This is a genomic window from Bradyrhizobium sp. UFLA05-89, assembly GCF_059803475.1.
The window spans coordinates 18,722-40,731 of record NZ_JBANBA010000046.1 but is presented as its reverse complement, the minus strand read 5'-3'; the positions used below and the strand labels follow the sequence as shown (position 1 = coordinate 40,731).

16 protein-coding genes and 3 pseudogenes are annotated in these 22,010 nt (G+C 59.5%); 13 read left to right on the top strand and 6 right to left on the bottom strand.

What is annotated here, in order from left to right:
- Positions 1-152: 152 nt before the first annotated feature.
- Entirely contained in the window at positions 153-5,675 is a 5,523-nt protein-coding gene (locus tag SO139_RS23395) for a trifunctional serine/threonine-protein kinase/ATP-binding protein/sensor histidine kinase (RefSeq protein ID WP_498540650.1), read from the top strand.
- 173 nt (positions 5,676-5,848) lie between these two features.
- On the opposite strand, the gene SO139_RS23390 is transcribed toward SO139_RS23395, so the two are convergent.
- Complete coding sequence (locus SO139_RS23390; RefSeq protein WP_498540649.1) at positions 5,849-6,136, bottom strand: response regulator; 288 nt, start codon at positions 6,134-6,136, stop codon at positions 5,849-5,851.
- A gap of 29 nt (positions 6,137-6,165) precedes the next feature.
- A pseudogene (locus SO139_RS23385) lies at positions 6,166-6,283 on the bottom strand (LuxR C-terminal-related transcriptional regulator); the annotation flags it as partial.
- Positions 6,284-7,229: 946 nt separating this feature from the next.
- Here SO139_RS23385 and SO139_RS23380 point away from each other — a divergent pair.
- The 7 genes and pseudogenes from SO139_RS23380 to SO139_RS23350 all read left to right on the top strand — a co-directional run.
- Entirely contained in the window at positions 7,230-8,981 is a 1,752-nt protein-coding gene (locus SO139_RS23380) for a GMC family oxidoreductase (RefSeq protein ID WP_498540648.1), read from the top strand.
- Positions 8,978-9,493 carry a Dps family protein gene (locus tag SO139_RS23375; protein WP_498540647.1) on the top strand — a complete coding sequence of 172 codons (516 nt, stop codon included), beginning with the start codon at positions 8,978-8,980 and terminating at the stop codon, positions 9,491-9,493. Before SO139_RS23380 ends, SO139_RS23375 begins: the two co-directional genes overlap by 4 nt.
- A gap of 449 nt (positions 9,494-9,942) precedes the next feature.
- A pseudogene (locus SO139_RS23370) lies at positions 9,943-10,269 on the top strand (carboxymuconolactone decarboxylase family protein); the annotation flags it as partial.
- The gene (locus SO139_RS23365) at positions 10,269-11,150 is read left to right on the top strand and encodes a LysR family transcriptional regulator (RefSeq protein WP_498540646.1); all 882 of its coding nucleotides are present in this window, start codon (positions 10,269-10,271) and stop codon (positions 11,148-11,150) included. The pseudogene SO139_RS23370 and the gene SO139_RS23365, both read left to right, overlap by 1 nt.
- A 519-nt stretch (positions 11,151-11,669) precedes the next feature.
- Positions 11,670-12,215 carry an OsmC family protein gene (locus tag SO139_RS23360; RefSeq protein WP_498540645.1) on the top strand — a complete coding sequence of 182 codons (546 nt, stop codon included), beginning with the start codon at positions 11,670-11,672 and terminating at the stop codon, positions 12,213-12,215.
- 476 nt (positions 12,216-12,691) lie between these two features.
- Complete coding sequence (locus SO139_RS23355; RefSeq protein ID WP_498540644.1) at positions 12,692-13,354, top strand: peroxiredoxin-like family protein; 663 nt, start codon at positions 12,692-12,694, stop codon at positions 13,352-13,354.
- A 105-nt stretch (positions 13,355-13,459) separates the two neighbouring features.
- Positions 13,460-13,522 (top strand): annotated as a pseudogene (locus SO139_RS23350) (hypothetical protein); the annotation flags it as partial.
- Between the two features lie 16 nt (positions 13,523-13,538).
- Here the strand turns inward: SO139_RS23350 and SO139_RS23345 are convergent.
- Positions 13,539-14,198 (bottom strand): hypothetical protein, encoded by a 660-nt coding sequence (locus SO139_RS23345; RefSeq protein WP_498540671.1) that lies wholly within the window; start codon positions 14,196-14,198, stop codon positions 13,539-13,541.
- Positions 14,199-14,685: 487 nt separating this feature from the next.
- On the opposite strand from SO139_RS23345, the gene SO139_RS23340 reads away from it, so the two are divergent.
- Both SO139_RS23340 and SO139_RS23335 read left to right on the top strand, forming a co-directional pair.
- The gene (locus tag SO139_RS23340; RefSeq protein ID WP_498540643.1) at positions 14,686-15,321 is read left to right on the top strand and encodes a nitroreductase family protein; all 636 of its coding nucleotides are present in this window, start codon (positions 14,686-14,688) and stop codon (positions 15,319-15,321) included.
- A 16-nt stretch (positions 15,322-15,337) separates the two neighbouring features.
- Positions 15,338-15,883 carry a carboxymuconolactone decarboxylase family protein gene (locus SO139_RS23335; RefSeq protein WP_498540642.1) on the top strand — a complete coding sequence of 182 codons (546 nt, stop codon included), beginning with the start codon at positions 15,338-15,340 and terminating at the stop codon, positions 15,881-15,883.
- Between the two features lie 406 nt (positions 15,884-16,289).
- On the opposite strand, the gene SO139_RS23330 is transcribed toward SO139_RS23335, so the two are convergent.
- Positions 16,290-16,976, bottom strand: a complete 687-nt coding sequence (locus tag SO139_RS23330; protein WP_498540641.1) for an antibiotic biosynthesis monooxygenase family protein — start codon at positions 16,974-16,976, stop codon at positions 16,290-16,292.
- A 596-nt stretch (positions 16,977-17,572) separates the two neighbouring features.
- Between SO139_RS23330 and SO139_RS23325 the strand changes: the two genes are divergently transcribed.
- A complete protein-coding gene (locus tag SO139_RS23325; RefSeq protein WP_498540640.1) occupies positions 17,573-18,490 on the top strand; it encodes an NADP-dependent oxidoreductase in 918 nt (305 codons plus the stop codon).
- A 118-nt stretch (positions 18,491-18,608) separates the two neighbouring features.
- On the opposite strand, the gene SO139_RS23320 is transcribed toward SO139_RS23325, so the two are convergent.
- On the bottom strand, positions 18,609-19,631 hold the full coding sequence (locus SO139_RS23320) for an ABC transporter substrate-binding protein (RefSeq protein ID WP_498540639.1): 1,023 nt from the start codon (positions 19,629-19,631) through the stop codon (positions 18,609-18,611).
- 9 nt (positions 19,632-19,640) lie between these two features.
- On the bottom strand, positions 19,641-20,678 hold the full coding sequence (hemH, locus tag SO139_RS23315; protein WP_498540638.1) for a ferrochelatase: 1,038 nt from the start codon (positions 20,676-20,678) through the stop codon (positions 19,641-19,643).
- Positions 20,679-20,760: 82 nt separating this feature from the next.
- On the opposite strand from hemH, the gene SO139_RS23310 reads away from it, so the two are divergent.
- Together SO139_RS23310 and SO139_RS23305 are read left to right on the top strand one after the other, a co-directional pair.
- A complete protein-coding gene (locus SO139_RS23310) occupies positions 20,761-21,150 on the top strand; it encodes an MAPEG family protein (protein WP_498540637.1) in 390 nt (129 codons plus the stop codon).
- Between the two features lie 268 nt (positions 21,151-21,418).
- Entirely contained in the window at positions 21,419-21,700 is a 282-nt protein-coding gene (locus SO139_RS23305; protein WP_498540636.1) for a DUF427 domain-containing protein, read from the top strand.
- Positions 21,701-22,010 lie beyond the last annotated feature (310 nt).

Below are 22,010 nucleotides of genomic sequence, written 5' to 3'. Positions count from 1 at the left end.
ATCAAACTCCGGCTTTGCTGGAGGTTATCGGCTTGCAAGACGAAATGCCGGATTGAATTCCGGGCCAACGCCGGAAATTGTCCCCCTTCATTGTTCGTGGTATGCCGCCATAGCCGCAGGGCGGTGGTTCGCTTGAGCTTGGAGAGAGGAAATTGGTTTCCTCCACTCTGTTGAGCACGGATGGCAATGGCAAGTTCGAGGTCTTGTGGGAGGACGGCGAACGTGTCTTCTGCCGAGGTTTCAGGCACGGCACCGCCGACCACTCCGCCGTGCTGGTTGTATTGCCTGCCGCCGAAGATCCGACGCCCGCTATCCTCGATCGCCTCAAGCGCGAATACGAGTTGAGGGATGACCTAGACGCGGCATGGGCGGCGCGGCCGCTCGAGTTAATTCGCGATGGCCCGCGGACCATGTTGGTCCTTGAGGATACAGGCGGCGAGCCGCTCGATCGACTGCTGGGCGTGACGATGGAAACGGCGGATTTCTTGCGCCTCGCGATGAGCATCGCTGGGGCGCTGGGCAAACTTCACCGAAGCGGCCTCATCCACAAAGATCTCAAGCCGAGTAACATCCTCGTGAACAGCGCCACCAGAGAGGTCAAGCTCTCTGGGTTCGGTCTCACCTCGCGTCTTCCGCGCGAGCGGCAGTCACCTGAGCCGCCCGAGACCATTGCTGGCACACTAGCCTACATGGCTCCCGAACAGACGGGACGAATGAATCGGTCAATCGACTCCCGCAGCGATCTCTACGCACTCGGCGTCACCTTCTATCAAATGCTCATCGGTGCAGTGCCGTTTACCGCTGCGGACCCGATGGAATGGGTGCATTGCCACATCGCAAGACGGCCGGTAGCGCCGGCAGAGCGATCGGCGACTGTCCCATCAATTGTATCGGCGATCATCATGAAGCTCCTCGCCAAGACGGCTGAGGATCGCTATCAGACGGCGGCTGGACTCGAACACGATCTGCGGCGCTGCCTCATCGATTTAGAGGCCGGACGGCTCGTCGATGATTTTCCATTGGGCGAACAGGACACGCCCGACAGGCTGCTGATTCCCGAGAAGCTGTATGGGAGAGAGCGCGAGGTCGAGATCTTGCTCGCCTCTTTCGATCGCGTCGTGAAAAGCGGTGTACCGGAGCTCGTGCTGGTCTCCGGATATTCCGGCATCGGCAAGTCCGCCGTGATCAATGAACTGCACAAGGTGCTTGTTCCGCCGCGCGGTCTCTTCGCGTCGGGAAAATTCGATCAATACATGCGAGATGTCCCGTACGCGACGCTGGCACAGGCGTTTCAGGGTTTGGTTCGCTCCTTTCTCAGCAAGCCGGAAGCCGAGCTCGGTAAGTGGCGCGATGACCTTCTCCAGGCGTTGGGTCCGAACGGCGCGCTCATTATCGATCTCGTGCCTGAACTGAGACTCTTCGTCGGCGAACAGCCGCCTGTTCCTGATCTCCCACCGCAGGAGGCCAAGGCTCGGTTCCATTTGCTCCTTCGCCGGATCATCGACGTATTCGCGCGTCCACAACATCCGCTTGCCCTCTTCCTCGACGATCTGCAATGGCTAGATGCGGCGACGCTGGACCTGATCGAAGATCTGCTGAGACAGCCGGACGTCCGCAATTTGATGCTCATCGGTGCCTACCGCGACAACGAGGTCAGCCCCGGTCACTCCTTAATGCGCAAGATCCGGACAATTCGCAAAAACGGCGCGGCGGTCAGTGAGCTCGTGCTGGCGCCGCTGGCCCACGAGGATCTGACGCAGCTGGTTGGAGATACTCTGCGCTGCGACATGCGACAGGTCGAGCCATTGGCAGATCTGATCTATGAGAAGACGGCAGGCAATCCGTTTTTCTCTATCCAGTTCATCCGGGCTATGACCGAAGAGACATGGCTTTCGTTCGACCGCGACGAGGGCCGATGGCGCTGGGATCTGAATCAAATCCGCGGCAAGGGCTATGCGGACAACGTGATCGACCTAATGGTCGGTAGGCTGAGCCGACTAGGACTCACGACACGAAGCGCACTCCAGATATTGGCCTGCTTCGGAAACAGTGCTGACATCGCTACGCTTTCGGTCGTGCACCAGATGGCCGAGGAGCAAGTTGCCGCCGATCTGTGGGAGGCTCTTCGTGCCGAATTGATCGTACGCTCGGATAGCTCCTACAGATTTGCCCACGACCGCGTGCACGAAGCGGCCTATTCTCTGATTCCCGAGGAGGCCCGTCCGGCTGCTCATCTCAAAATAGGCAGGCGCCTCGCGGCAAATACGCTATCCGGAAAGCGCGACGAAAACATCTTCGAGATCGTTGGCCAGCTCAATCGCGGCGCCCCTTTGATTACCTCGCGAGACGAGCGCGAACAGCTCGCCGAACTCAATCTCGCGGCCGGGAAGCGGGCCAAGGCCTCATCGGCGTACGCCTCGGCGCTCAAATATTTTAGTGCTGGCGCGTTGCTGCTGGCGCACGACTGTTGGGAGCGCCGGCATGAGCTCATCTTCGACTTAGAGCTGCACCGCGCAGAATGCGAGTTTCTAACTGGTGAAACGGAGGCGGCGACGGAGCACTTGACCGTGCTTTCGTCCCGCGCCGCGGGCACGGTCGAACTGGCTACCGTTGCGTGCTTGCACATGAATCTCTTCACGATGCTCAACCAGTGCGATCGTGCAGTTACTGTCTGCCTCGAATTCCTTCGGCATCTGGGCGTTGAATGGTCACCGCATCCGACGAAGGCGCAAGCACATCGCGAATATGAGCGGATTTGGTCACAGCTTGGGAGTCGCACCATCGAGGAGCTCATTGATCTGCCTGTTATGAGTGACCCGGCATCGCGTGCAACTCTGGACGTGCTGACAATGGTCCTGCTGGCAGCCAAGTTCACGGATGCGAATCTATATTGCCTGGCCGTCTGCTGGGCGGTGAATTTAAGCGTCGAGCGCGGCAACAGCGATGGTTCTTGTATTCCTTATGCCTCCCTTGGCGTCATAGCCGGACCGCACTTCGGCAACTATAGGGCCGGATTTCAATTCGGTCAGCTTGGTTATGAGCTGGTCCAGAAGCGCAACTTCAAGCGCTTCCAGGATAGGACCTATGTGATCTTCGGAAATCATGTCATGCCCTGGACAAGACATGTCAGGGAGAGTCGCGATCTGCTGCGTCAGGCGATCGATGCTGCAAACAAGGTCGGCGACCTTCCTTATGCGACGGTCGCCTGTGAGAACCTGAACACGAACCTTCTTGCGACAGGGGATCCGCTCGTTGACGTGCAACGTGAAGCAGAAAACAGCCTTAAGCTTGCGCAAAGTGCTCGATTTGTCCACTCGATCGACACCATAGGGCTTCAGCTCGGGCTTATCCGCACTCTCCGCGGGGTGACATCGAAATTCGGTTCCTTCGATGATGGTGAGTTTGATGAGTTCCAGTTTGAGCGTCGTTTGGCGAACAACTCGGCCATGGCGCTTCCCGCGTGCTGCTACTGGATTCGAAAGCTGCAGGCACGCTTCTCGGCCGGCGACTACGAGGCTGCCATCGATGCATCACTCAAGGCGCAACAGCTGATTTGGACATTAACATCGACGTTTGAGACGGCGGAGTATCATTTCTATAGCGCCCTTTCCCGTGCTGCGCTCTTCGATTCCGCATATTTAAGCCGGCGCACAGAGCATTTCGAAGCATTGGTATCCCACCATAAACAGCTCGCAGAATGGGCGGAGAATTGCCCTGCAAATTTCGAGAATCGAACCGCGCTTGTGGGCGCAGAGATCGCTCGCCTCGAAGGTCGAGAGCTTGATGCCCAACGTCTGTACGATCAGGCGATTAAATCGGCTCGAGAGAGCGGGTTCGTGCATAACGAAGCGTTAGCGGGCGAAATGGCGGTACGCTTCTATCGGAAGCATGGACGTGAGATCATCGCGAATGCCTACCTTCGCGTCGCCCGTCATGGTTACCTTCGTTGGGGCGCGCACGGAAAGGTGCGGCAACTTGATGAGTTGTATCCGCACATGGGGGTAGAACAATTAACTAATCCCACAAGCACGTTTCTTGCCCCGGTCGAACACCTCGACCTCGCGACCGTGCTCAAAGTATCCCAAGCTGTCTCGGGAGAAATTGTCCTCGAAAAGCTGATCGGCACGCTCCTGCGCACCGCGCTCCAGCAGGCTGGGGCGGAACGAGGTTTACTGATCCTGTGGCGTAGCAACGAATTCCGGATCGCAGCGGAAGCGACAACCAGCGGCGATACAGTGACGGTGCACTTGCAAGACGAGGTGGTAGCGGAAGCGCTGCTGCCCGAATCAGTGCTTCACTACGTACTGCGTACCCACGAAAGCGTCATTCTCGACGATGCTGCGATCCAATCTACGTTCGTGGCGGATCCATATGTCCGTCGGCACCAGGCCCGGTCGATTCTCTGCTTGCCGTTGCTCAATCAGACCAAACTGATCGGCGTGATCTTTCTTGAGAATAACCTGGCTCCCGGCGTCTTCGCGCCGAGCCGGGTCGAGGTGCTGAAATTAGTGTCGACGCAGGCAGCGGTCGCCCTGGAGAATTCCCGTCTTTACAGCGATCTCAAGGAACGAGAGGGGAAGATCCGGCGCTTAGTGGACGCCAACATCATTGGCATATTAATCTTTGATTTCGAAGGTCGCATCATTGAGGCCAATGACGCGTTTCTCCGGATTGTTGGGTACGATCGAGAGGATCTCGTCACACATCGCATGCGCTGGACAGACCTGACGCCGCCGGAATGGCGCGACCGCGACGCGCAGCGTATTGAAGAGGTAAGAATGACCGGCACCTCACAGGCTTCCGAAAAGGAGTATTGCCGCAAGGACGGCAGCCGCGTGCCGGTGCTGGTCGGCGGCGCACGCTTCGAACAAACTGGAAATCAAGGTGTCGCTTTTGTGCTTGACCTAACTGAACGCAAGCAAACTGAAGCGGGGGCGCGTGAGAGCGAGAGGCGATATCGCGAGGTCCAAACAGAGCTTGCGCACGCGAGCCGCGTGGCGACCATGGGACAACTCACGGCCTCGATCGCACACGAGGTCAAGCAACCGATCGCCGCAACGGTCAGTAGCGCTGAGGCGGCCCTGCGTTGGCTGGCACATCAACCGCCGAATCTGGAGGAAACTCGCCAGCTGCTTCGCAGAATCTCCAAAGGCGGTCGTCGAGCAAGCGATGTCCTCGACCGGATTCGGGACCTCACCAAAAAGAGCCCCTCACGTATGGAACGTACGGAGCTCAATGGCGCGATCGACGAGGTGATTGAGCTTACGCGCAGCGAGGCGGTGAAGAACGATGTCACGGTGCATGCGCAGCTTGCAGAGGCTTTGCCTTTCGTCGAAGCCGATCGGATTCAGCTGCAACAGGTGATTCTGAATTTGATTATCAACGCCATCCAGGCATTGGCTGAGGGCACAAAGGGTCCGCGCGAAGTGTCGATCAGTACTTCGGTGAACGAGTCGCCCGACGTCACCATCTCCGTACGAGACTCGGGACCAGGCGTAAGCGCGGAAGATATTGGACGTCTTTTCGACCCATTCTACACGACCAAGCCGGCCGGCATGGGGATGGGACTGTCAATCTGCCAATCCATCGTCGAAAGTCACAGAGGACGAATTTGGGTGACAGCGAACGTCCCACGGGGCGCTGCCTTTCATATCACCATCCCCATGGCTCGGTGATAAATCTCTCGCGGCATCATGTGGAGAAGGTGCAGAGCGAATTGATTTTCAGTCTCTCAAAGCCTTCTCGATGCAGCTGACCAGAACGTCGATTTCGAAGGGCTTGCGCAGAAAGCATATCGCGCCACTGGAAATGGCCTTTTCCTCAAGATCAGGTTCGGTATGGGCGGTGATCATGATGACCGAAAATGATCACTGCGCGCGTCAAGTAGCTCCATGAGTTCGAAACCATTCATTCCTGGCATATGAATGTGAGCAATCGTGCAAGTGCACCTACCAAAATCATCCGATGCCAGAAAGTCTTCAGCAGACGCGAAGGCACGGGCATCATATCCAAGTGATCGAACCAGCGAGACGAGCATTTCCCGCACCGCGGCATCGTCATCTACAACGGTAATCATGTCTGTAGCCGTCTGCTTGCCCTTCGTAGGCACGGATGAACTATTTTTGCCACGTGCCATCCTTCCTGTACTCCTAACCAATTTTCAGCGCGGTCTGTTCCTGATGGTGTCTCCATACGAACCAGATCCGCGAGGGAGTGAGCTCCCATCTTTCGCATGACCGCACCGCGGTGCATTGACTTTGATTTCACTTAGTCCGAGCTCTGCCGTCCGCATTGAAATCTGCCACGCCGACCGCGCGCGCCTTGCCGGTTGACCACCTCGACGAGGCCTTCGGCGAACACTCCCACGTCAGCGCTTACATTCAGCCCGAGGCCGCCGATGCCGATGTTGTAGCCGCATCAGCGCGCGCGGCTTTCGCAGCTCGCCGTTTGGCGTCGCGACCGCGCCGACGAAACACTTGGCTCGATCGTGCGGTCGGCTGTTCGAAGTAATCCGTCGGTTCAGCTGAGAAGTCTGAGGTTGAACGGTACGCCATCGATTGAATCTTCCTATTCGATTACGGCAGGAGTGATCTGCCGAGTCTTGGTCGGTTCCGTACGGAACGAGAGCCATAGCGCCACGCCTTGAAATGCCATGACCAGCACGCGGGGCGTAGCGATCACACTGTAACGTTGACAGTGTATTGGTTATCGCTTGAAAGACGCAGAGTCTGGCCATCTCCTGAGTGATCTTCGAATGCGTCGGCGCAGCAAAATCTCTCCAAGAGGCGCTAGACCATGAAAATGCGTTTGGTTATTCACGCGGATCATGAATGCCCACAGTGCCCGCGCGCCTCCTCCCGTTCTCGTACAAATATACGAACATCTTTCGGGCTCACTGCGCGAATTTCGCGGCACCAGTTATGCAAGTCGCGACGGCATTGATTGCCGATTCAGCGACTGAACGCAGCTTAGAAGTCTCTGCAGAGCAGAAATTGGGTTCGCGTGCCAGGCGGCTCGTGGCATTCCTCGCTACGGCATCACGCCGCTCGGCAAGCGGCAATAACGATCGTCTATCGACTTTATGGCGAGAGGTGATTTCCCTCGCCGGCGTTGCAAGATCACTCTCCAAACGCATAGTCCGATCCCTCAGGATCAGGCGCCGCGATGGCGCTCCGCCAGCTACTGCTGTTGATTGAACGATACAAATGGCGTGAAAGAGAAAGACGCTGATGTCCCAAGAAGCGTACGACATTGTCATTGTTGGCGCGGGCGCGGCCGGCTGCGTCGTTGCGAGTTATCTCGCCGAACATTCCGATGCTTCGATCGCGCTGATAGAAGCGGGCGATACGGATCGCGATCCGTTCATCCACATTCCTGCCGGCTTCGCCAAAATATTAGCCCAAGATCGCCATGTCTGGAAATACGAGACGGTTCCCCAGCACGGAACCAAGCGAGCATATCGTTCAGGCAAAGTGCTCGGCGGCGGCTCTTCGATCAACGCGATGGCCTACGTCCGTGGTCAGATACGCGACTACGCCGCGTGGCAGGACGCGGTCGGCGACACCGGTAAATGGTCGTATGAAGATTTGCTTCCCGTCTTCTTGGCGCAGGAACACAACGACACCTTCCACGACAAATATCACGGCATCGATGGTGGTCTGGCGGTTCAGTTGCCCAAGGGCATCAACGAGCTGAACCAATATTGCCTCAAGGCCTTCCAGGAATATGGGATCCCCTATAATCCCGACTATAACGGCAAGACGCAGATCGGCGTCTCCCCGGTGCAATCTACGGTTGGAGATCAGCGGCGGTGCAGCGCGGTCGACGCTTATCTGCGCCCCCACCTCGCCTCGGGCCGCGTGACCCTTCTCACCGGCAAGACCGTCCTTCGCATCCTCGTCGAGAACAAGCGGGCCGTTGGCGTCGAACTCATGGACACGGGCCTCGCGAGGATCACGGCCGGGGAGGTTGTACTGTCGGCCGGCAGTGTCCATAGCCCGAAGATCCTCATGCACTCGGGCATCGGGCCAGCCGAGCAGCTTGGCCAGCACGGCATCGCAGTAATCGTCGATTCTCCGGAGGTGGGCGAAAATCTCCACGACCACGCGATCGTGCCAGTCCGTGCCTACGTAAAGGGCGATCTCGGCTATCAGGCATCCGCGCAGGGCCTCGGCAGCGTGAAGGCGGGCCTGCGCTATTTCGCCACCAAGGATGGCCCGGCGTCGGGCAACGGCATCGAGACGGTTTCCCACTGGAATCCGTCCGACTTCACCGCCGAACCCACGATCCAATGCTATCACGTGCCTATCATCGCGGCCGATGGGATCAGCCCGACGGGCGACCGCTCTGGCATCACCTTCGAGCTCGTAGTGCTTCAGCCCAAGAGCCGCGGCTGGGTGCGGTTGGCCGATAACGACCCGACGTCGATGCCCCTCATCAACCCGAACTTCATGGGTGAGGAAGAAGACCTAAGGGCCGCGGTGGAATCGGTGCGCGCGATCCGCAAGGTCATGGCGCAGGAGTCGCTGGCGCCGGTGATCGAGGAAGAAATCGAGCCCGGCCCGCGCATCCAATCGGACGTCGAGATCGGCGAATGGGTGAAGCGTGTCGTGACAACGATGTTTCACCCGGTCGGCACGTGCCGAATGGGCCAGGATGTGCGAGCGGTGGTTGACGCAAGGCTCAGAGTCCGCGGGGTCGACGGCCTCCGCGTGATCGACGCCTCGATCATGCCGAGCATCACTAGCGGCAACACGAACGCCCCGACCCAGGCGCTCGCGCGCCACGCTACGGCGATGCTGGTCGAGGATCTGAACCGGACTTGGGGAGCTCTGGCGCAAGCCGACGTGGGTGGCCCGAAGTCGATAGTCATCGGAGGCGGAACAAAGGGCCGAGCCCTTGCAAACGTGCAGACTCTATTTTGCAAAATTGCTTGTTCAGAGCCGTCCCCAGCAGCAACCCTGAAGGAGGGATCAAAATGAGTGTAGAGGACGCGAGAAAACACCGTGAGGCGCCACTAGACACTCCGAGCAATCTCGGCTCCAATGCCACCAAGGATATTTCGGCCGCCCTCACTGTCCTTCTGGCAGACGTGTTCGCGCTTTACGTCAAGACCAAGAACTTCCATTGGCACATTTCAGGTCCGCATTTCCGGGATTATCACCTCCTTCTTGATGAGCAGGGCGCGCAGATTTTCGCGATGACGGACGACATCGCGGAAAGAGCTCGCAAGATCGGCGGCACAACGATCCGCTCGATTGGCCAAATCGCCAGGATGAAGCATATCCAAGACAATGATGCTGATTACGTCACACCCGAAGACATGCTGGCCGAGCTGAAGGAAGACAACCTAGCGCTCACCCAGCGTATGCGGCAGACACGCAATGTCTGCGACGAGCATGGCGATGTCGCCACGGCTGGCCTAATCGAAAACTGGATCGACGAGGCGGAACGTCGCACATGGTTCCTGTTCGAGGCGACCAGGAGTGCTTAACCCCGAGCGCACGTCCACCCCCGAAGTTCGAGTGACTGCTTACGCTCCCGCAAAAATCCCCTCTTGGCCTTGACCTCAGACTCGTTCGCTTGGAATGGCATTTTGTGGCGGTTAAGCTCTCGGTCGCCGGCACGCCCATCTGGAAGTACGCAGGTCCCTGCGTCATCTCCCGATGGATCTCCATGAACGAGCCTGCGTCTGGCGGCTAGTGCAAAGCCCGCGTTCATCTACGCCCATGTGATCTCGGGCGCGATCGAATCGAAGGCGAATGACGGCGAGACCCATCTACGAGGCCCGCGAGAGCTGGTCCGAACCGCGGAACTCAACCCATTCGATCAGCCGTAACGCGAGCAAGATCAAGCCGGTGAAGTCGCTCGCAGTCTGCGTCGTCGACTCCGACGATGAGGCGCTCACCACCGCTGTGAAAGTAAATCGAACGGTTCAGAATTATGACCAAGAGGCTCGATTGCAAACAGATCGTTCCCAACGGGGCCAAGGCGCTCGGCGGCGTCTATGGCTATGTTATGGAGAGCGGTCTGCCGAGTGAACTGCTGGACGCAATCTATTTGCGGGTCTCGCAGATTAACAACTGTGCCTCTTGTCTCGACATGCACACGCACGACATCACCAAGAAAAGGGTGAAGGTCGAGAAGCTAGCACTGCAGGCCTGGGAGGAGGGCGGCGGTCCTTCCAGCGCGACCGAACGCGGGGCGCTTGTGTGGGCCGAGAGCGTGCCGCGCGTCGCCAAGACTGGGGCGCCGGACAGTGCCCACAGATGAACGACCGACTTACAGCGCTGAAACTGTTTGCTCGCGCAGGTCGCGTCGGGAGCTTTTCGAGCGCCGGTCGTGAACTCGGTCTCTCTCAGCCCTCGGCCTCACGCCTTATCGCCGCGTTGGAAGCCGACGTGGGCGCGACACTGTTCAGCCGGACAACCCGAGCGGTCACGCTGACGGAGGCGGGAGCAACCTACTTAATGCGTGTAGAGGCGATCCTGGCCTCGCTTGAGGAGGCCGACCACGAGGCTCGTGGCACCGGAGAACTGCGAGGGGTGCTTCGCGTCGGAACCTCGTCGAGTTTCGTGCTCCGGGAGATTACTCCCAGGCTGTCGAAATTTTTGTCAGCGCATCCGGCGCTTCGTGTCGAATTGCTGTCTAACGATCGATATCAGGATCTGGTCGCCGAGGGCATTGACGTCGCCTTCCGGTTTGGAAGCCTGGCTGACTCAAGCGCCACCGTGCGGAAGGTGATCGACGTTCCGCGCATTCTTGCAGCCGCCCCCCTGTACCTCGAAGAGCACGGCACGCCGTTGATGCCGTCAGATCTTGCACACCATGCGATGATTATCGGCCCTGCCCATCTCTCACCGACGTACTCGTTCCGCAAGGACGGGCGCGTCGCGTCGGTCCGTGTGCAAAGTCAGTTGGCTGTGACAATCACTGAAGGCGCCATTGCCGCCGCGAAGGCTGGGCTGGGTATCGTCGCCTCAAGCCTGATCGGTGCGAAGGCAGAGTTGGAAAGCGGTGCGCTCGTTCGTATCCTGTCCGACTGGGATTTCGGCTCGATGGAAGTCAATGCTCTATTCGTGAGCGGAAAGACCATTAAGCCAGCCGCGCGCGCGTTCGCGGATTTCCTCATCAGCGAGCTTCGAGACTGACTTCACAGAGCAATCCTGCCAGTTATGGATATGATAGCTTTACCCGAATGGTAGCCGAATTTAATTACCGAACGCACTGATTGGGGTAGATACGGCACGGAGATCTGCGATGAATTCCAAGACCTACTTTGCGCTGCTATCGACCTACGCGCGCGTACATGCTGGTTGACCAATAAGTTGGACGATGTGGCGTCGCCTCAACGCGGTTGATTGGAAATGTAATAGAGCGGACGGATGAGGATCAGGGCCATCAAATCCGTAGAACTGGGATCGACAGCATGGAGCCCACTGAGCCTGAACCGCTCGCCAATTGCGGCGGCTGCGCCGCTCATTGCGCTTTCGTCCGACTGACACGTGGGATCCGATTGAGTAGCTCTCAGTCGGCCAACGTGTGGCAGACAAGGTCGCAGGCGTCATGGACTCCTGAAAATTTATCATCGTCCAGACCGTCCTCGTCGTTGCGTGGGTTTCGATCAGAGGAGTTGGGACCCGTTTCCGTGGCGGCTAGCCGACGCCGCTTTGCATGACGCGCTCACCACAATGGATGGACACTCTATGATACCAGAGAAAAACGCACGCAGGATCCGCGAAGTTGTCGTCGCAAACGACCCCACTAATCATGGCGCGCTGGTTGGCCATGTCGACGCATCTGAGTTTCCTATCGGCGGTCCGGATGGCGTTGGCCATATATCACCCGGTCCCAATCCTTACGACCTTCTCAGCGCAGCTCTGGCTGCATGCACCGCCATGACCGTTCGTTTTCAGGCTCGGCGCCAGAAACTTCCGCTGGAGAGGCTAGAAGTGGGCGTCAGCTTCCATCACAACGCCGAGGGCGAAAGAGGTTCGTTCGAGCGCACTGTTGTATTGGAGGGAGAACTTGACGGGCAACAACGCGCGTTCTTGCTGGAGGCCGCAAACCTCTGCCCCGTTGGCAAAATTCTCGGCATTAGTGCGGATATTCACACGCGCTCGGGCGCCACTACTTCCGGCCGCGACGAAGGCACTCAGGCCAGTTATGAGGATGATCTGGCTGAACTCCAGATCCCCTACATCGATCCGGATTGAGGGTCTCTCGGGGGTCGATCAAGCAGTTGAGGCTTGGCAGCCTATCGGACCCACAGAGTCTAAAGTTCCGTACAATCTGTGTGTCGCCTCTCGATGACTGGCGATTGTCCTCGTTGCGGGTATCGGGCATTACAAACGTCCTCTCAAATCGTCAAGCCGGTCTCCGAGGAGAAGCAGTCCCTCATCCTATAAGAATTTGAACCCCGACCCCGGTCCATATTATTCACGTCCGACAGGCGCTCTTGCCATTGAAAATGCGCCTCTTCGTCGATTTTGCCGTTTTCGCCTGCGGAAGTCCTTGGACACGACGTCCTCGCAAAGCTGAGATAAGTTCCAGAAGTGGCAAGAGACCAAGACGGAGGTTGTGCGATAGAGCATCCCCTCATGTCGTGCGAGAATATGTCAAATTTGCATTTCGGCACTACAGCCGGGCTGCCGCCACCTCCATAACGTCGATATACGGTGAGGAAGCCGCAATGCGACTCCAAGATGAGCTCGATGCACTTAGGGACAAGTGTTATGAAAACACCGCTCTGCGTATTAGGCGTGTCCGCCAGGAAGCCATTGACCAGCTGGTGTCCTCTGGCATCGCCGAAAAAGCTATTCACGCTGGAGACCATGCTCCCGAATTCCGGCTGCGTGATCCTGATGGCAAAGCGATTTCATCCTACGCTGTTCTAAACAGTGGCCCAGTTCTCATTGTTTTCTATAGGGGGGGATGGTGCCCCTATTGCAAGCTCGATTTGCGCGCGATCCAGGCTGTCGCGCGGCAGCTCCGCTCATCGGGTGCGTCGATCATAGCGGTTTCTCAGCAGTCTGCGAACGAGAGCCGCTCCACTGAGCAAATGAACGGCTTATCATTCCCCAACCTCGTCGACCATGGCGGAAAGGTTGCTCGCGCGTTCGGTCTGCGTTGGAAGCTATCCCGGGAGTTGCGAGCCACTGAAGTAGAATGTGGTCTCGACCTCGCTGCCCTGAATGGCGAGTCGAGCTGGACACTGACAATGCCAGCTCGGTACGTAATAAGCCCAGAAGGGATCGTCGAGTACGCCGATATCAGCGCCGATTACACTCGGCGCTGTGACCCAACCGCGCTGCTTCCCGTCCTAAGCCAGATTCGCGCACGACTGGCGCACTGATCCTCGGCAGTGGCTTTAGAATATTGCGCCTCAGCGCGCCGCGTGTTGCTGCGTTGCCAACACACGTGCTCACTAGTGACAAGAATAGTTGAGAGTGGACATCCAATGGAGCTCCACCAGGTTCAGTACTCTCTAGCCGTCGCAAGCACTTTGAACTTCACGCGTGCTGCGGAGATGTGCAACGTCACGCAACCGGCGCTGACCAAGGGCATGCAAAGCTCGAGCAGTAGCTCGGGGGCAGCTTATCTATCGAGAGCGTCAACGTACCCACCTCACTGACTTGGGGAAGGCGGTGCTGCCGATGCTCGAGCGCGTACCTGCATCGACGGAGGCTGTTCGACGCCGAGCGCGTGACTTTCGGCAAAAGGAAGTGGCTCCATGAATTATCGGTCTCGCCCCATCCGTTTCCGCTTCGCTCGTTCTGGAGCCAATCGCCGAGATTCGCAACTTCCTCGCTGGCCTCCACGTCGAGCTTCGGGAAGGGCCGCCAAGCCGCTTGGTTGAGCTTCTGCTGGAGGGCGAAGTAAATGTCGCCTTGGTTGGTGATCTCGACGATACGCCAGAACGTATCGACGATTGGGCATTGTTCGAGCGTTAATTCACCGTGCTCGCCCCGTCGCATGAACTTGCTGGCCTTCCGGTGATTGGAATGGAAGCGCTTCGCGAAGCCACTATTGTGGATCTCTTCAACTGTGACGTGGCTCCGAAATGTCAGCGTCTCTGCTTTCCCGACGCGCTGCCGCATTACAATCATCGCAGCAGCCGGGACTTGCACCTGCAACATTTGGCCGTCGCGGGGTTCGGAATAGTTCGGAAACTGATTAAGCAAATCAGGTTGGGACAATGTCTGTTTCCTGCCAATTCCCGCGCAAACAGGCAGTTGCGTCGTCCATGGTCGGATTGGCGAAAGCCCACACCATATCGCCGCTGCAGCCCTCAGGGAGGGCTGCTTGCGCTCCTCGAAATCAATGCTTCTCCATCCATCAAACGCTCCCTTTCGGTGTGAGAAGCATGTGTTTGACCGCCCCATCGAGTCTTGCGCGCCGCCTCGATGGCATCGATTCCATAACCAAAGGTCATTGGCTCATCGAGTTTCGCCGCAATATTTTCATTCGTGTACAAAGGAATTCGAGAGAGGACGACCCACCGCACACGAGGTTTTGGACGATGAAGGCAATAGTTGTGACGGTGGCCGGCGACATCCAGTCTAGCAGACTCGCCGCGGTAACCTGAGGGAACTACCCATGGCCCCTGGCATGAGATGTCAATTGGGCTCCATCGCCACAACATTTCCTACACGCTTAAGTACCACCACTACCAACGGGAGCACCATGACCAACGGAATCACCATGACCAACGCCGTCATCGAATGTATCCTGAGCCGAAGCGCCGCCAAGTATTACGACCCCGCCGCCACCTTGAGCGACGACCAAATCTGCGAGCTAGTGCGAATCGGCACCACCGCGCCGACATCGTTCCACTTGCAGAACTGGCGCTTCATCGCCGTGCGCACGCCTGAAGCCAAAGCTCGGTTGAGTCCGATCGCTTGGAGTCAGCCCGCGATTACCGAAGCGGCCGTTACCTTCATCGTCTGCGGCCAGTTGGCCGATTCCAGCGTAGTACCAGAGCGTCTGGCACCACTAGTGGAAGCAGGCATCATGCCGGCAGAGATGGTGCCGGAATGGGAGATCCCCGCACGTGATCTGTACATGGAGTACCCGCAGCGTCAGCGCGACGAAGCAGTACGCACCGGCACTTTCGGCGCGGCGGCGATGATCTATGCGGCCCGTTCGCTGGGTTTGGGTTCGACGCCGATGATCGGTTTTGATGCCGACGCGGTGCACCGCGAGTTCGGGCTGACCAAGGACGAAGTACCGGTCATGCTGTTGTCCGTAGGGGCGGAGCGTCCGGGAAATTGGCCGCAGAAGCCGCGCCGTCCGGTGGCTGATGTGCTGGATCTCGTGTAGTTATCAGGAGACTACGATGCCAAGAACCGCAGCTCTAAAGTTGGAACAGGTGCCGGCCGACTGCAAACCGACGCTCGATGCGCTGTCCAAGAACATCGGGTTCACCCCAAATATGATGGCGACCTTCGCGCAGAGCCCGATCGCGTTCAACGCCTGGGCCACCCTGCTCGGCTCCTTGAGCAAAGCGCTCGACGTGAAAACCCGTGACAGCATCGGCCTTGCTGTCTCCGAAGTGAATGGCTGCAACTATTGTCTGACGGTTCACAGCTTTACGGCTGAGCATATGGCAAGGCTGCCGGCCGATGAAATCATTCTCGCTCGAAAGGGCCATGCCACCGACCCGAAGCGGGACGCCGCCGTCCAGTTTGCGCGAAAAGTCGTCGAGACTCGAGGCAATGTCAGTGACGCCGATCTGAAAGCCGTCCGCGAGGCCGGCTACACGGATGCGAACGTCATGGAGATCGTCGCGCTGGTGGCCATGTACTCTCTGACGAACTTTTTCAATAACGTGTTCGATCCCGAGAAGGACTTTCCCGTCGTTACGCCAGCCGGCTCGCTCTGAACTCTATCCGGTCACGTCGACCATCTCCAAGCGGCCTTCTGGGAGTTTCATATGATGGGAGCGTAACGGCACAGCCCAGATGCAGCCAGGAAAGATTCTTGGGAACGCATCTGGGCTTTCACATGTGCCGACCGCCGCTCGCTGGGGGCCGCGCTGCCGCCTTTCCTTGAAGACCTAGCATGATGGGACACCGAGATCGCCAACAAGTGCCCGGGTCCTCGTCCATCGTGTCCACGTCGGTGGGCACGCTCAAGGAGCCGACTCACGCGCGAAGCCAGAGCCCTGTTCAGGACCTGGCTGGCAACAAATCTTCTCTCAGATAGTGAAGGAGGGTGGTTAAGCTTCGACGAGCATGTCGACGCTGAAGCCACGGTTCAGTCCGCTCGGGGTCCTGCACGGAGCAATATCAGGCGTGGAGCGTCTCGCCGCCCTTGGCGTCCGCGTAATACTGAGGCGCCTCACGACGGTCGTATTTCCCGTAGTCGCGCACGATCCGCACTCTCCGGACCCTCGCCTTGTCATTCAGCGCGGAAGTGTCCTCGTAGGCCTGAGCTGCAGCTGCGTCCTTCCAGGATATAAGCAGAATCAGGTCGCCGGGGTTGAGCAAGGCCTCGAAGATGTCCCAGGAGGTGGTGTCGGCGGCCCACGGATTTAGGCCAAGCCACTCGGCGCAATCATACGGGTTGTTGGTCTGCTTCCACTCCGCGGGGCGAGTCGCGTTAATCAGCGTGACCGTCGTTCCCTCCCCGACTTCGGTCTCCTCGAGCCTCTGCTCCGTGAGGGCATACCCCGGCGGCACTTGATTGTCAGCAGTGATCTGGCCGACGCGCAGGTGGTAGTCAGCGAGGATTTCGCCGCGGCCCTTCTGCTCGGCCTCGTGATGGCGCATGTGGATCCGCCAGCGCACGAGCGACTTCTCGTCCCGCCAGTTCGAATGCGATAGGATCCAACCCTCGCGGGTCAGGCTCTTGTAGCGGATGTTGTCGACGAAGCCCTCGACCTGCTCCAGCTCAGGGCGCAGTATCTTTGCGTAGTCAAGGTAGTCATCCCAGTTCTCTTTATTGGGGAGCGCCTCGAAAATCACAGAAAACATCGTCGTATCTCGCTCCTAGAGTGCTGCGACGTAATCGACCTCGGCCCCGGATGTGCTCGCAATTCCAAATTGCCGCGAGGCTGTACGCCGTCGGCCGCGGCCTGACGACCGTGCTCACCGCGACAGCGTTATTGGCAAAGAATCGACTCGTAAAGCTATGATTTCGATAACCGCGTGTAATACGGTCGCGACCAGTGGACCGGCACGTGAACACCTCGTCGCGGTCGCCAAGAGTTCCGTTCGAGCGAATCCTCGCGGAGGGAAGTGCCGCAACGGACAGGTGCTCCGGCACGGCTCTCGACACCAGCGCCGCACGCGCTCGCGCCAATTACCCGCCGACCGGCTGTCGCGGCGAGCCGGCGCGCGGTTGACTACCGGCGCCGTCTCGAAATCATCAGTTTCCGCCCACTGCGCCGAAAGGAACTGTCAACGCAGCGCGCGAAAGTCAAAGGTGCGGTACAAACCTCTGCTTCTTACGCCGATGGCATCGATTCCATAACTACAGGTCATTAGACCATCGAGTTTTGCGTCGTATTTTCGGTGATCTGCAAAGGAATTCGAATGAAGACGACATACCACACTCGAAGAGGTGGACGATGAAAGCGATAGTGGTGACGGACCAGGCTGCGGGAACGGCCGGAATGAAGCTAGTGGAGCGGCCCGAGCCGCAGGCGGCGATAAACGACGTCGTCGTTCAGGTTCATGCGTCGGGATTCGTCGGGACTGAGTTGGCGTGGCCTTCGACCTGGACCGATCGCCTCGACCGTGACCGAACACCGTCAATTCCTGGGCACGAGCTGGCCGGAGTGGTTACCGCCCTCGGCTACGGCACGACCGGGCTGTCGGTCGGACAGCGAGTGTTCGGCCTCGCCGACTGGTATCGCGACGGCACTCTGGCGGAGTACGTGGCAGTCGAAGCACGCAACCTCGCGCCGCTGCCGGGCGACGTCGACTTCACGGTGGGCGCGAACCTGCCGATCTCGGGCCTGACCGCGTGGCAGGGACTGTTCGAGCACGGCCGCCTTCGGGCGGGGCAGAGCGTCATCGCACACGGCGCGGCCGGCGCGGTCGGGTCGATCGTGACCCAGCTCGCACGTGAGGCCGGTGCCTACGTGATCGGCACCGGACGCGCCCCCCACCGTCAGAAGGCGCTCGACTTCGGCGCGCAAGAGTTCGTCGACCTCGAGAACGACGACCTGGAAGACGTCGGCGGCGTCGATTTGGTGTTCGATCTCATCGGCGGCGACATCGGGAAGCGATCCGCGCGCCTGGTTCGAGCCGGAGGAATGCTGGTGTCCATCGTCGGGCCGAGCGAGGCTCGGCCCGACGACGGTCTGGCGGTCGACTTCGTTGTCGAGTCCAATCGTGCCCAGCTGGGTGAGATCGTTCAGCGGGTGCGGGACGGACGACTGCGGACGAACATCGGCACTGTGTCGACCCTCGAGGACGCCGTGGCCGCCTTCAACCAGGCCAAGCGGATCAATGGGAAGACCATCATCCGCGTTCGTCCGTGAGCGACAAGCGCCTATCGATGCACGCGGCCGACCGGCGCTGTCCAGATCGTCCCGTCACCTTCGAGGAGGAGGAAGCTCGCAACGGTTGACCGCGCATTCGGGGACCACGCCATCTAATTTAGCAGATCCGGGCTGCTATTCGATAACCTCGTCGGCGATCGCAAGCAGCGCCGGCGGAATGGTGGACGCCGAGCGTTCGTGCGGTCCGCAGGTTGATCGCAAGCTCGAATTTGGTGGGGTTTTGCACCGGAAGATCGGCAGGACTTGCGCCCTTCCACGTAATGCCGGAACGCTGAGAGCGCCCGGTGCGGTCGATATAGGCGGCGGCGCGCCGCACCTGCTCGGCGCTATCGGTGCTGTACGACATCAGGCCGCCCTCATCGACGAAGGTCCGGTTCCAGTAGACCGCAGGGATGCGTGCCTCGGCGACCGCCGCCTGGAGGCGCGCGCGATTCGCCAGCGTGAAGAAATCGGGCAGGACGAGCAGGCCTTCGCCCTTGCGGGCCGCGAGCGCCGCGATCGAGGCCGCGTCATGGACCGGCACCGGGTCAACCGACACGCCGAGCGAGCGCGCCGCCTGTTCGATCGCGGGCAGCATGAGGCCGGCGAAAGGCGCCGTGGACGGATTGACCACGGCGATGCGGGAGACTTTCGGCGTGATCTGCGCCAGCATCTCCAGCCATTTGCCGGCCATCGGCCCGTCATAGTCGGTGAAGCCGGTGATGTTGCCGCCCGGATGCGAAAGGGTTTTGACGAAACCCTGGCCAACGGGATCCGTGACGACGGCGAACACGATCGGCGTTGCCGCGGCACGCTTGCGCAACTCCTCGACCGACGGCGTGCCGATGGCGAGCAGGATGTCGGGACCAAGCTCAACCAGCTCGCCGGCCTGCCGTGCGATCAGCGCCCGATCGCCGCCGCCGTGGCGCCAGTCGATCCGCAAGTTGTCCTGCTCCTTCCAGCCAAGCGTTGCGAGCGCATCGGCCAGGATCGTCGCGCGCATCTGCCCGATCGCGTCATCGGCCGCCGTCACCGTGAGCACGCCGAGCCGGCGCATCGCGGCCGCCGCCGGCTGCGCGACCGCCGGCAGCGGCAGCAGGGCGACGCCGCCGAGAAGTGCCAGAACCTCACGCCGCTTCATGGAGCGCCCTCAGATCCAGCCTTGCAGTTCGCACAGCACCAGGGTGCGGATCACGTCCATGCCGGGCTCGCTGTCGTTGAGGCAGGGGATCGCGGCAAATGCCTCGCCGCCATTGTGCCGGAAGATCTCGGCATTCTCCTGCGCGATCTCCTCCAGCGTCTCCAGGCAGTCGGCGGCAAAGCCCGGCGTCACCACCGCGATGCGGCGCACGCCTTCCTGCGCCAGGCGCTTCATGGTCGCATCCGTATAGGGCTGGAGCCATTCCTCATTGCCGAAGCGCGACTGGAAGGTGAGCAGCAGCTTTGAGGCGTCCATGCCGAGCCGGCGACGCAGCGCCTCGGTCGTCGCGACGCAGTGGCTCTGATAAGGGTCGCCCTTGTCGACATAGGATTTCGGCATGCCGTGGAAGGAGGCGACGATCAGCTCCGGTTTGAACGGCAGGTGCGCCAGGCTCGCCTCGATCGAGGCCGCGAGCGCCTCGATATAGGCCTCGTCCTCGTAGTAGGGCGGCGTCACCCGCAGCGTCGGCTGTGCGCGCAGGCGGGCGAGCACGCGAAACACCTCGTCGCAGACGGTCGCCGAGGTCGAGGCCGAATATTGCGGATAGAGCGGCACCGCCAGGATCCGGTCGCAGCCTTGCGCGATCAGCGCATCGATGCCGGACTTGATCGACGGGTTGCCGTAGCGCATCGCCCAGTCCACCACGACATGCGTGCGGTCGGCGAGCGCGGCGGCGAGCTTGTCGGCCTGCGAGCGGGTGATGGTCTTGAGCGGCGATTCGTTCTTCTCGGTGTTCCAGATCTTTCGATAGTCGAGCGCCTTGGTGCGCGGGCGCTTTCGCAGGATGATGCCGTTCAGCACGAACTGCCAGACCAGGCCCTGGTCCTCGATGACGCGGGGATCGCTCAGGAACTCCTTGAGGTAGACGCGCACGCCCGGGGCATCCGCGGTGTCGGGCGTCCCGAGATTGACCAGCAGCACGCCGACACGCGAGGCGGCCGGTGCCGCGGTGGCCTTCGCTGTGTCGATCGGGAGAACGCGCGTCATGGCCCAACGGGTTCGCGCGTTGGACCGAACTTGTCAAGATTGGGCCGACTTCGCTAGGTTGCGAGCTAGGGGGGAAGGAACCATGACGCTCGCGGAATGGTGCGTATTTGGGGCGCTGCTGCTCTATCTTGCGACGATCGCCTCGATCGAATGGATCAGGTTCGGTCGTTTCGACAATTCGAAGCCGCGCGACCCGGCCTTCTATGAGGATGCCATCTCCCAGCGCGCGCTGGGCGCGCACCAGAACGGCATCGAGACCTTCCCCTTCTTTGCGATTGCCGTGCTGCTCGCCGAATTCCGCGATTCCCCGCAGCGCCTGGTCGACGAGCTCGCCGCGCTCTTCCTGATCGTGCGGATCGCCTACGTCTTCACCTATCTCGGCAACCGCCCGACTCTGCGCTCCATCTTCTGGAGCACGATCAACGTCGCGATCTTCTTCCTGCCCGCCTTGAAGCGGTTTCTGCCGGTGTGACGGTGGCGGAGATCGTAGCCCGGATGGAGCGAAGCGAAATCCGGGAGCATCCGCAATGACGTCAACCCGGATTGCGCTTCGCTCCATCCGGCTTCTGTAACGGGCCTGGTTAGTCAATCTCTTTTTGCGTCGTCCACTCGCCAGGAACCTGCTTCTGTACGGGATCGGCGCTGTGGCCGTCGCCTGATAGTGTTCTAATTAGCGCCGACCGAACGGATCAAGCATGGATTGTATCGGCTCAAGCTTATCGCATAGTAAGGAATGAGAAATGGCAGTCGCGACGTGGAACGGGACAATGGTAGCGAAATCGGACAAGACCGTTATCGTCGAAGGCAACCACTACTTCGCGCCCGATTCCGTCAATACGCAATATCTTAGGCAGAGCACGACGACCAGCCGGTGTCCATGTAAGGGTCTTGCGAATTACTATTCGCTTGTCGTCGATGCCAAAACTAATGAAGATGCAGCGTGGTATTACGCCGAGCCCTCCGATGCAGCTGTGGTCATCAAAGGCTACATCGCATTCTGGAAAGGTGTGGATGTAAGGTAATGGAATGACCACAGTATTCCCCCACCTTAAAGGCTGACGGCGGCCAATCGGGGTCACGGCAAGAAGAGTGCTCAGGCTCACGCTACTTTGGACGAACCATTAGCATCGGTCTTGATGATTATGCTGCCCAGTCGAATGGCGGCCCACACGAAGTTCATCAGCTTCGTCAATCCGGTAGTCCCAGGAATTCGCGATCAACACCGACATGGGGTAACCGCTAGCCGACCACTCACCTGAATGGCGCAAGTAACGTATCGATGGAAGAAGAGCTCGGTCTCCCTGGAGCAAGGCCCCGCAGCGTAGAATGTAG

Excerpts from the sequence above, each read along its gene's own strand:
- SO139_RS23390 (WP_498540649.1), bottom strand. The coding sequence starts at position 6,136 with ATGGCACGTGGCAAAAATAGTTCATCCGTGCCTACGAAGGGCAAGCAG.
- SO139_RS23380 (WP_498540648.1), top strand. The coding sequence starts at position 7,230 with ATGTCCCAAGAAGCGTACGACATTGTCATTGTTGGCGCGGGCGCGGCC.
- SO139_RS23375 (WP_498540647.1), top strand. The coding sequence starts at position 8,978 with ATGAGTGTAGAGGACGCGAGAAAACACCGTGAGGCGCCACTAGACACT.
- SO139_RS23365 (WP_498540646.1), top strand. The coding sequence starts at position 10,269 with ATGAACGACCGACTTACAGCGCTGAAACTGTTTGCTCGCGCAGGTCGC.
- SO139_RS23355 (WP_498540644.1), top strand. The coding sequence starts at position 12,692 with ATGCGACTCCAAGATGAGCTCGATGCACTTAGGGACAAGTGTTATGAA.
- SO139_RS23340 (WP_498540643.1), top strand. The coding sequence starts at position 14,686 with ATGACCAACGGAATCACCATGACCAACGCCGTCATCGAATGTATCCTG.
- SO139_RS23335 (WP_498540642.1), top strand. The coding sequence starts at position 15,338 with ATGCCAAGAACCGCAGCTCTAAAGTTGGAACAGGTGCCGGCCGACTGC.
- SO139_RS23330 (WP_498540641.1), bottom strand. The coding sequence starts at position 16,976 with ATGTTTTCTGTGATTTTCGAGGCGCTCCCCAATAAAGAGAACTGGGAT.
- SO139_RS23325 (WP_498540640.1), top strand. The coding sequence starts at position 17,573 with ATGAAAGCGATAGTGGTGACGGACCAGGCTGCGGGAACGGCCGGAATG.
- SO139_RS23320 (WP_498540639.1), bottom strand. The coding sequence starts at position 19,631 with ATGAAGCGGCGTGAGGTTCTGGCACTTCTCGGCGGCGTCGCCCTGCTG.
- hemH (WP_498540638.1), bottom strand. The coding sequence starts at position 20,678 with ATGACGCGCGTTCTCCCGATCGACACAGCGAAGGCCACCGCGGCACCG.
- SO139_RS23310 (WP_498540637.1), top strand. The coding sequence starts at position 20,761 with ATGACGCTCGCGGAATGGTGCGTATTTGGGGCGCTGCTGCTCTATCTT.
- SO139_RS23305 (WP_498540636.1), top strand. The coding sequence starts at position 21,419 with ATGGCAGTCGCGACGTGGAACGGGACAATGGTAGCGAAATCGGACAAG.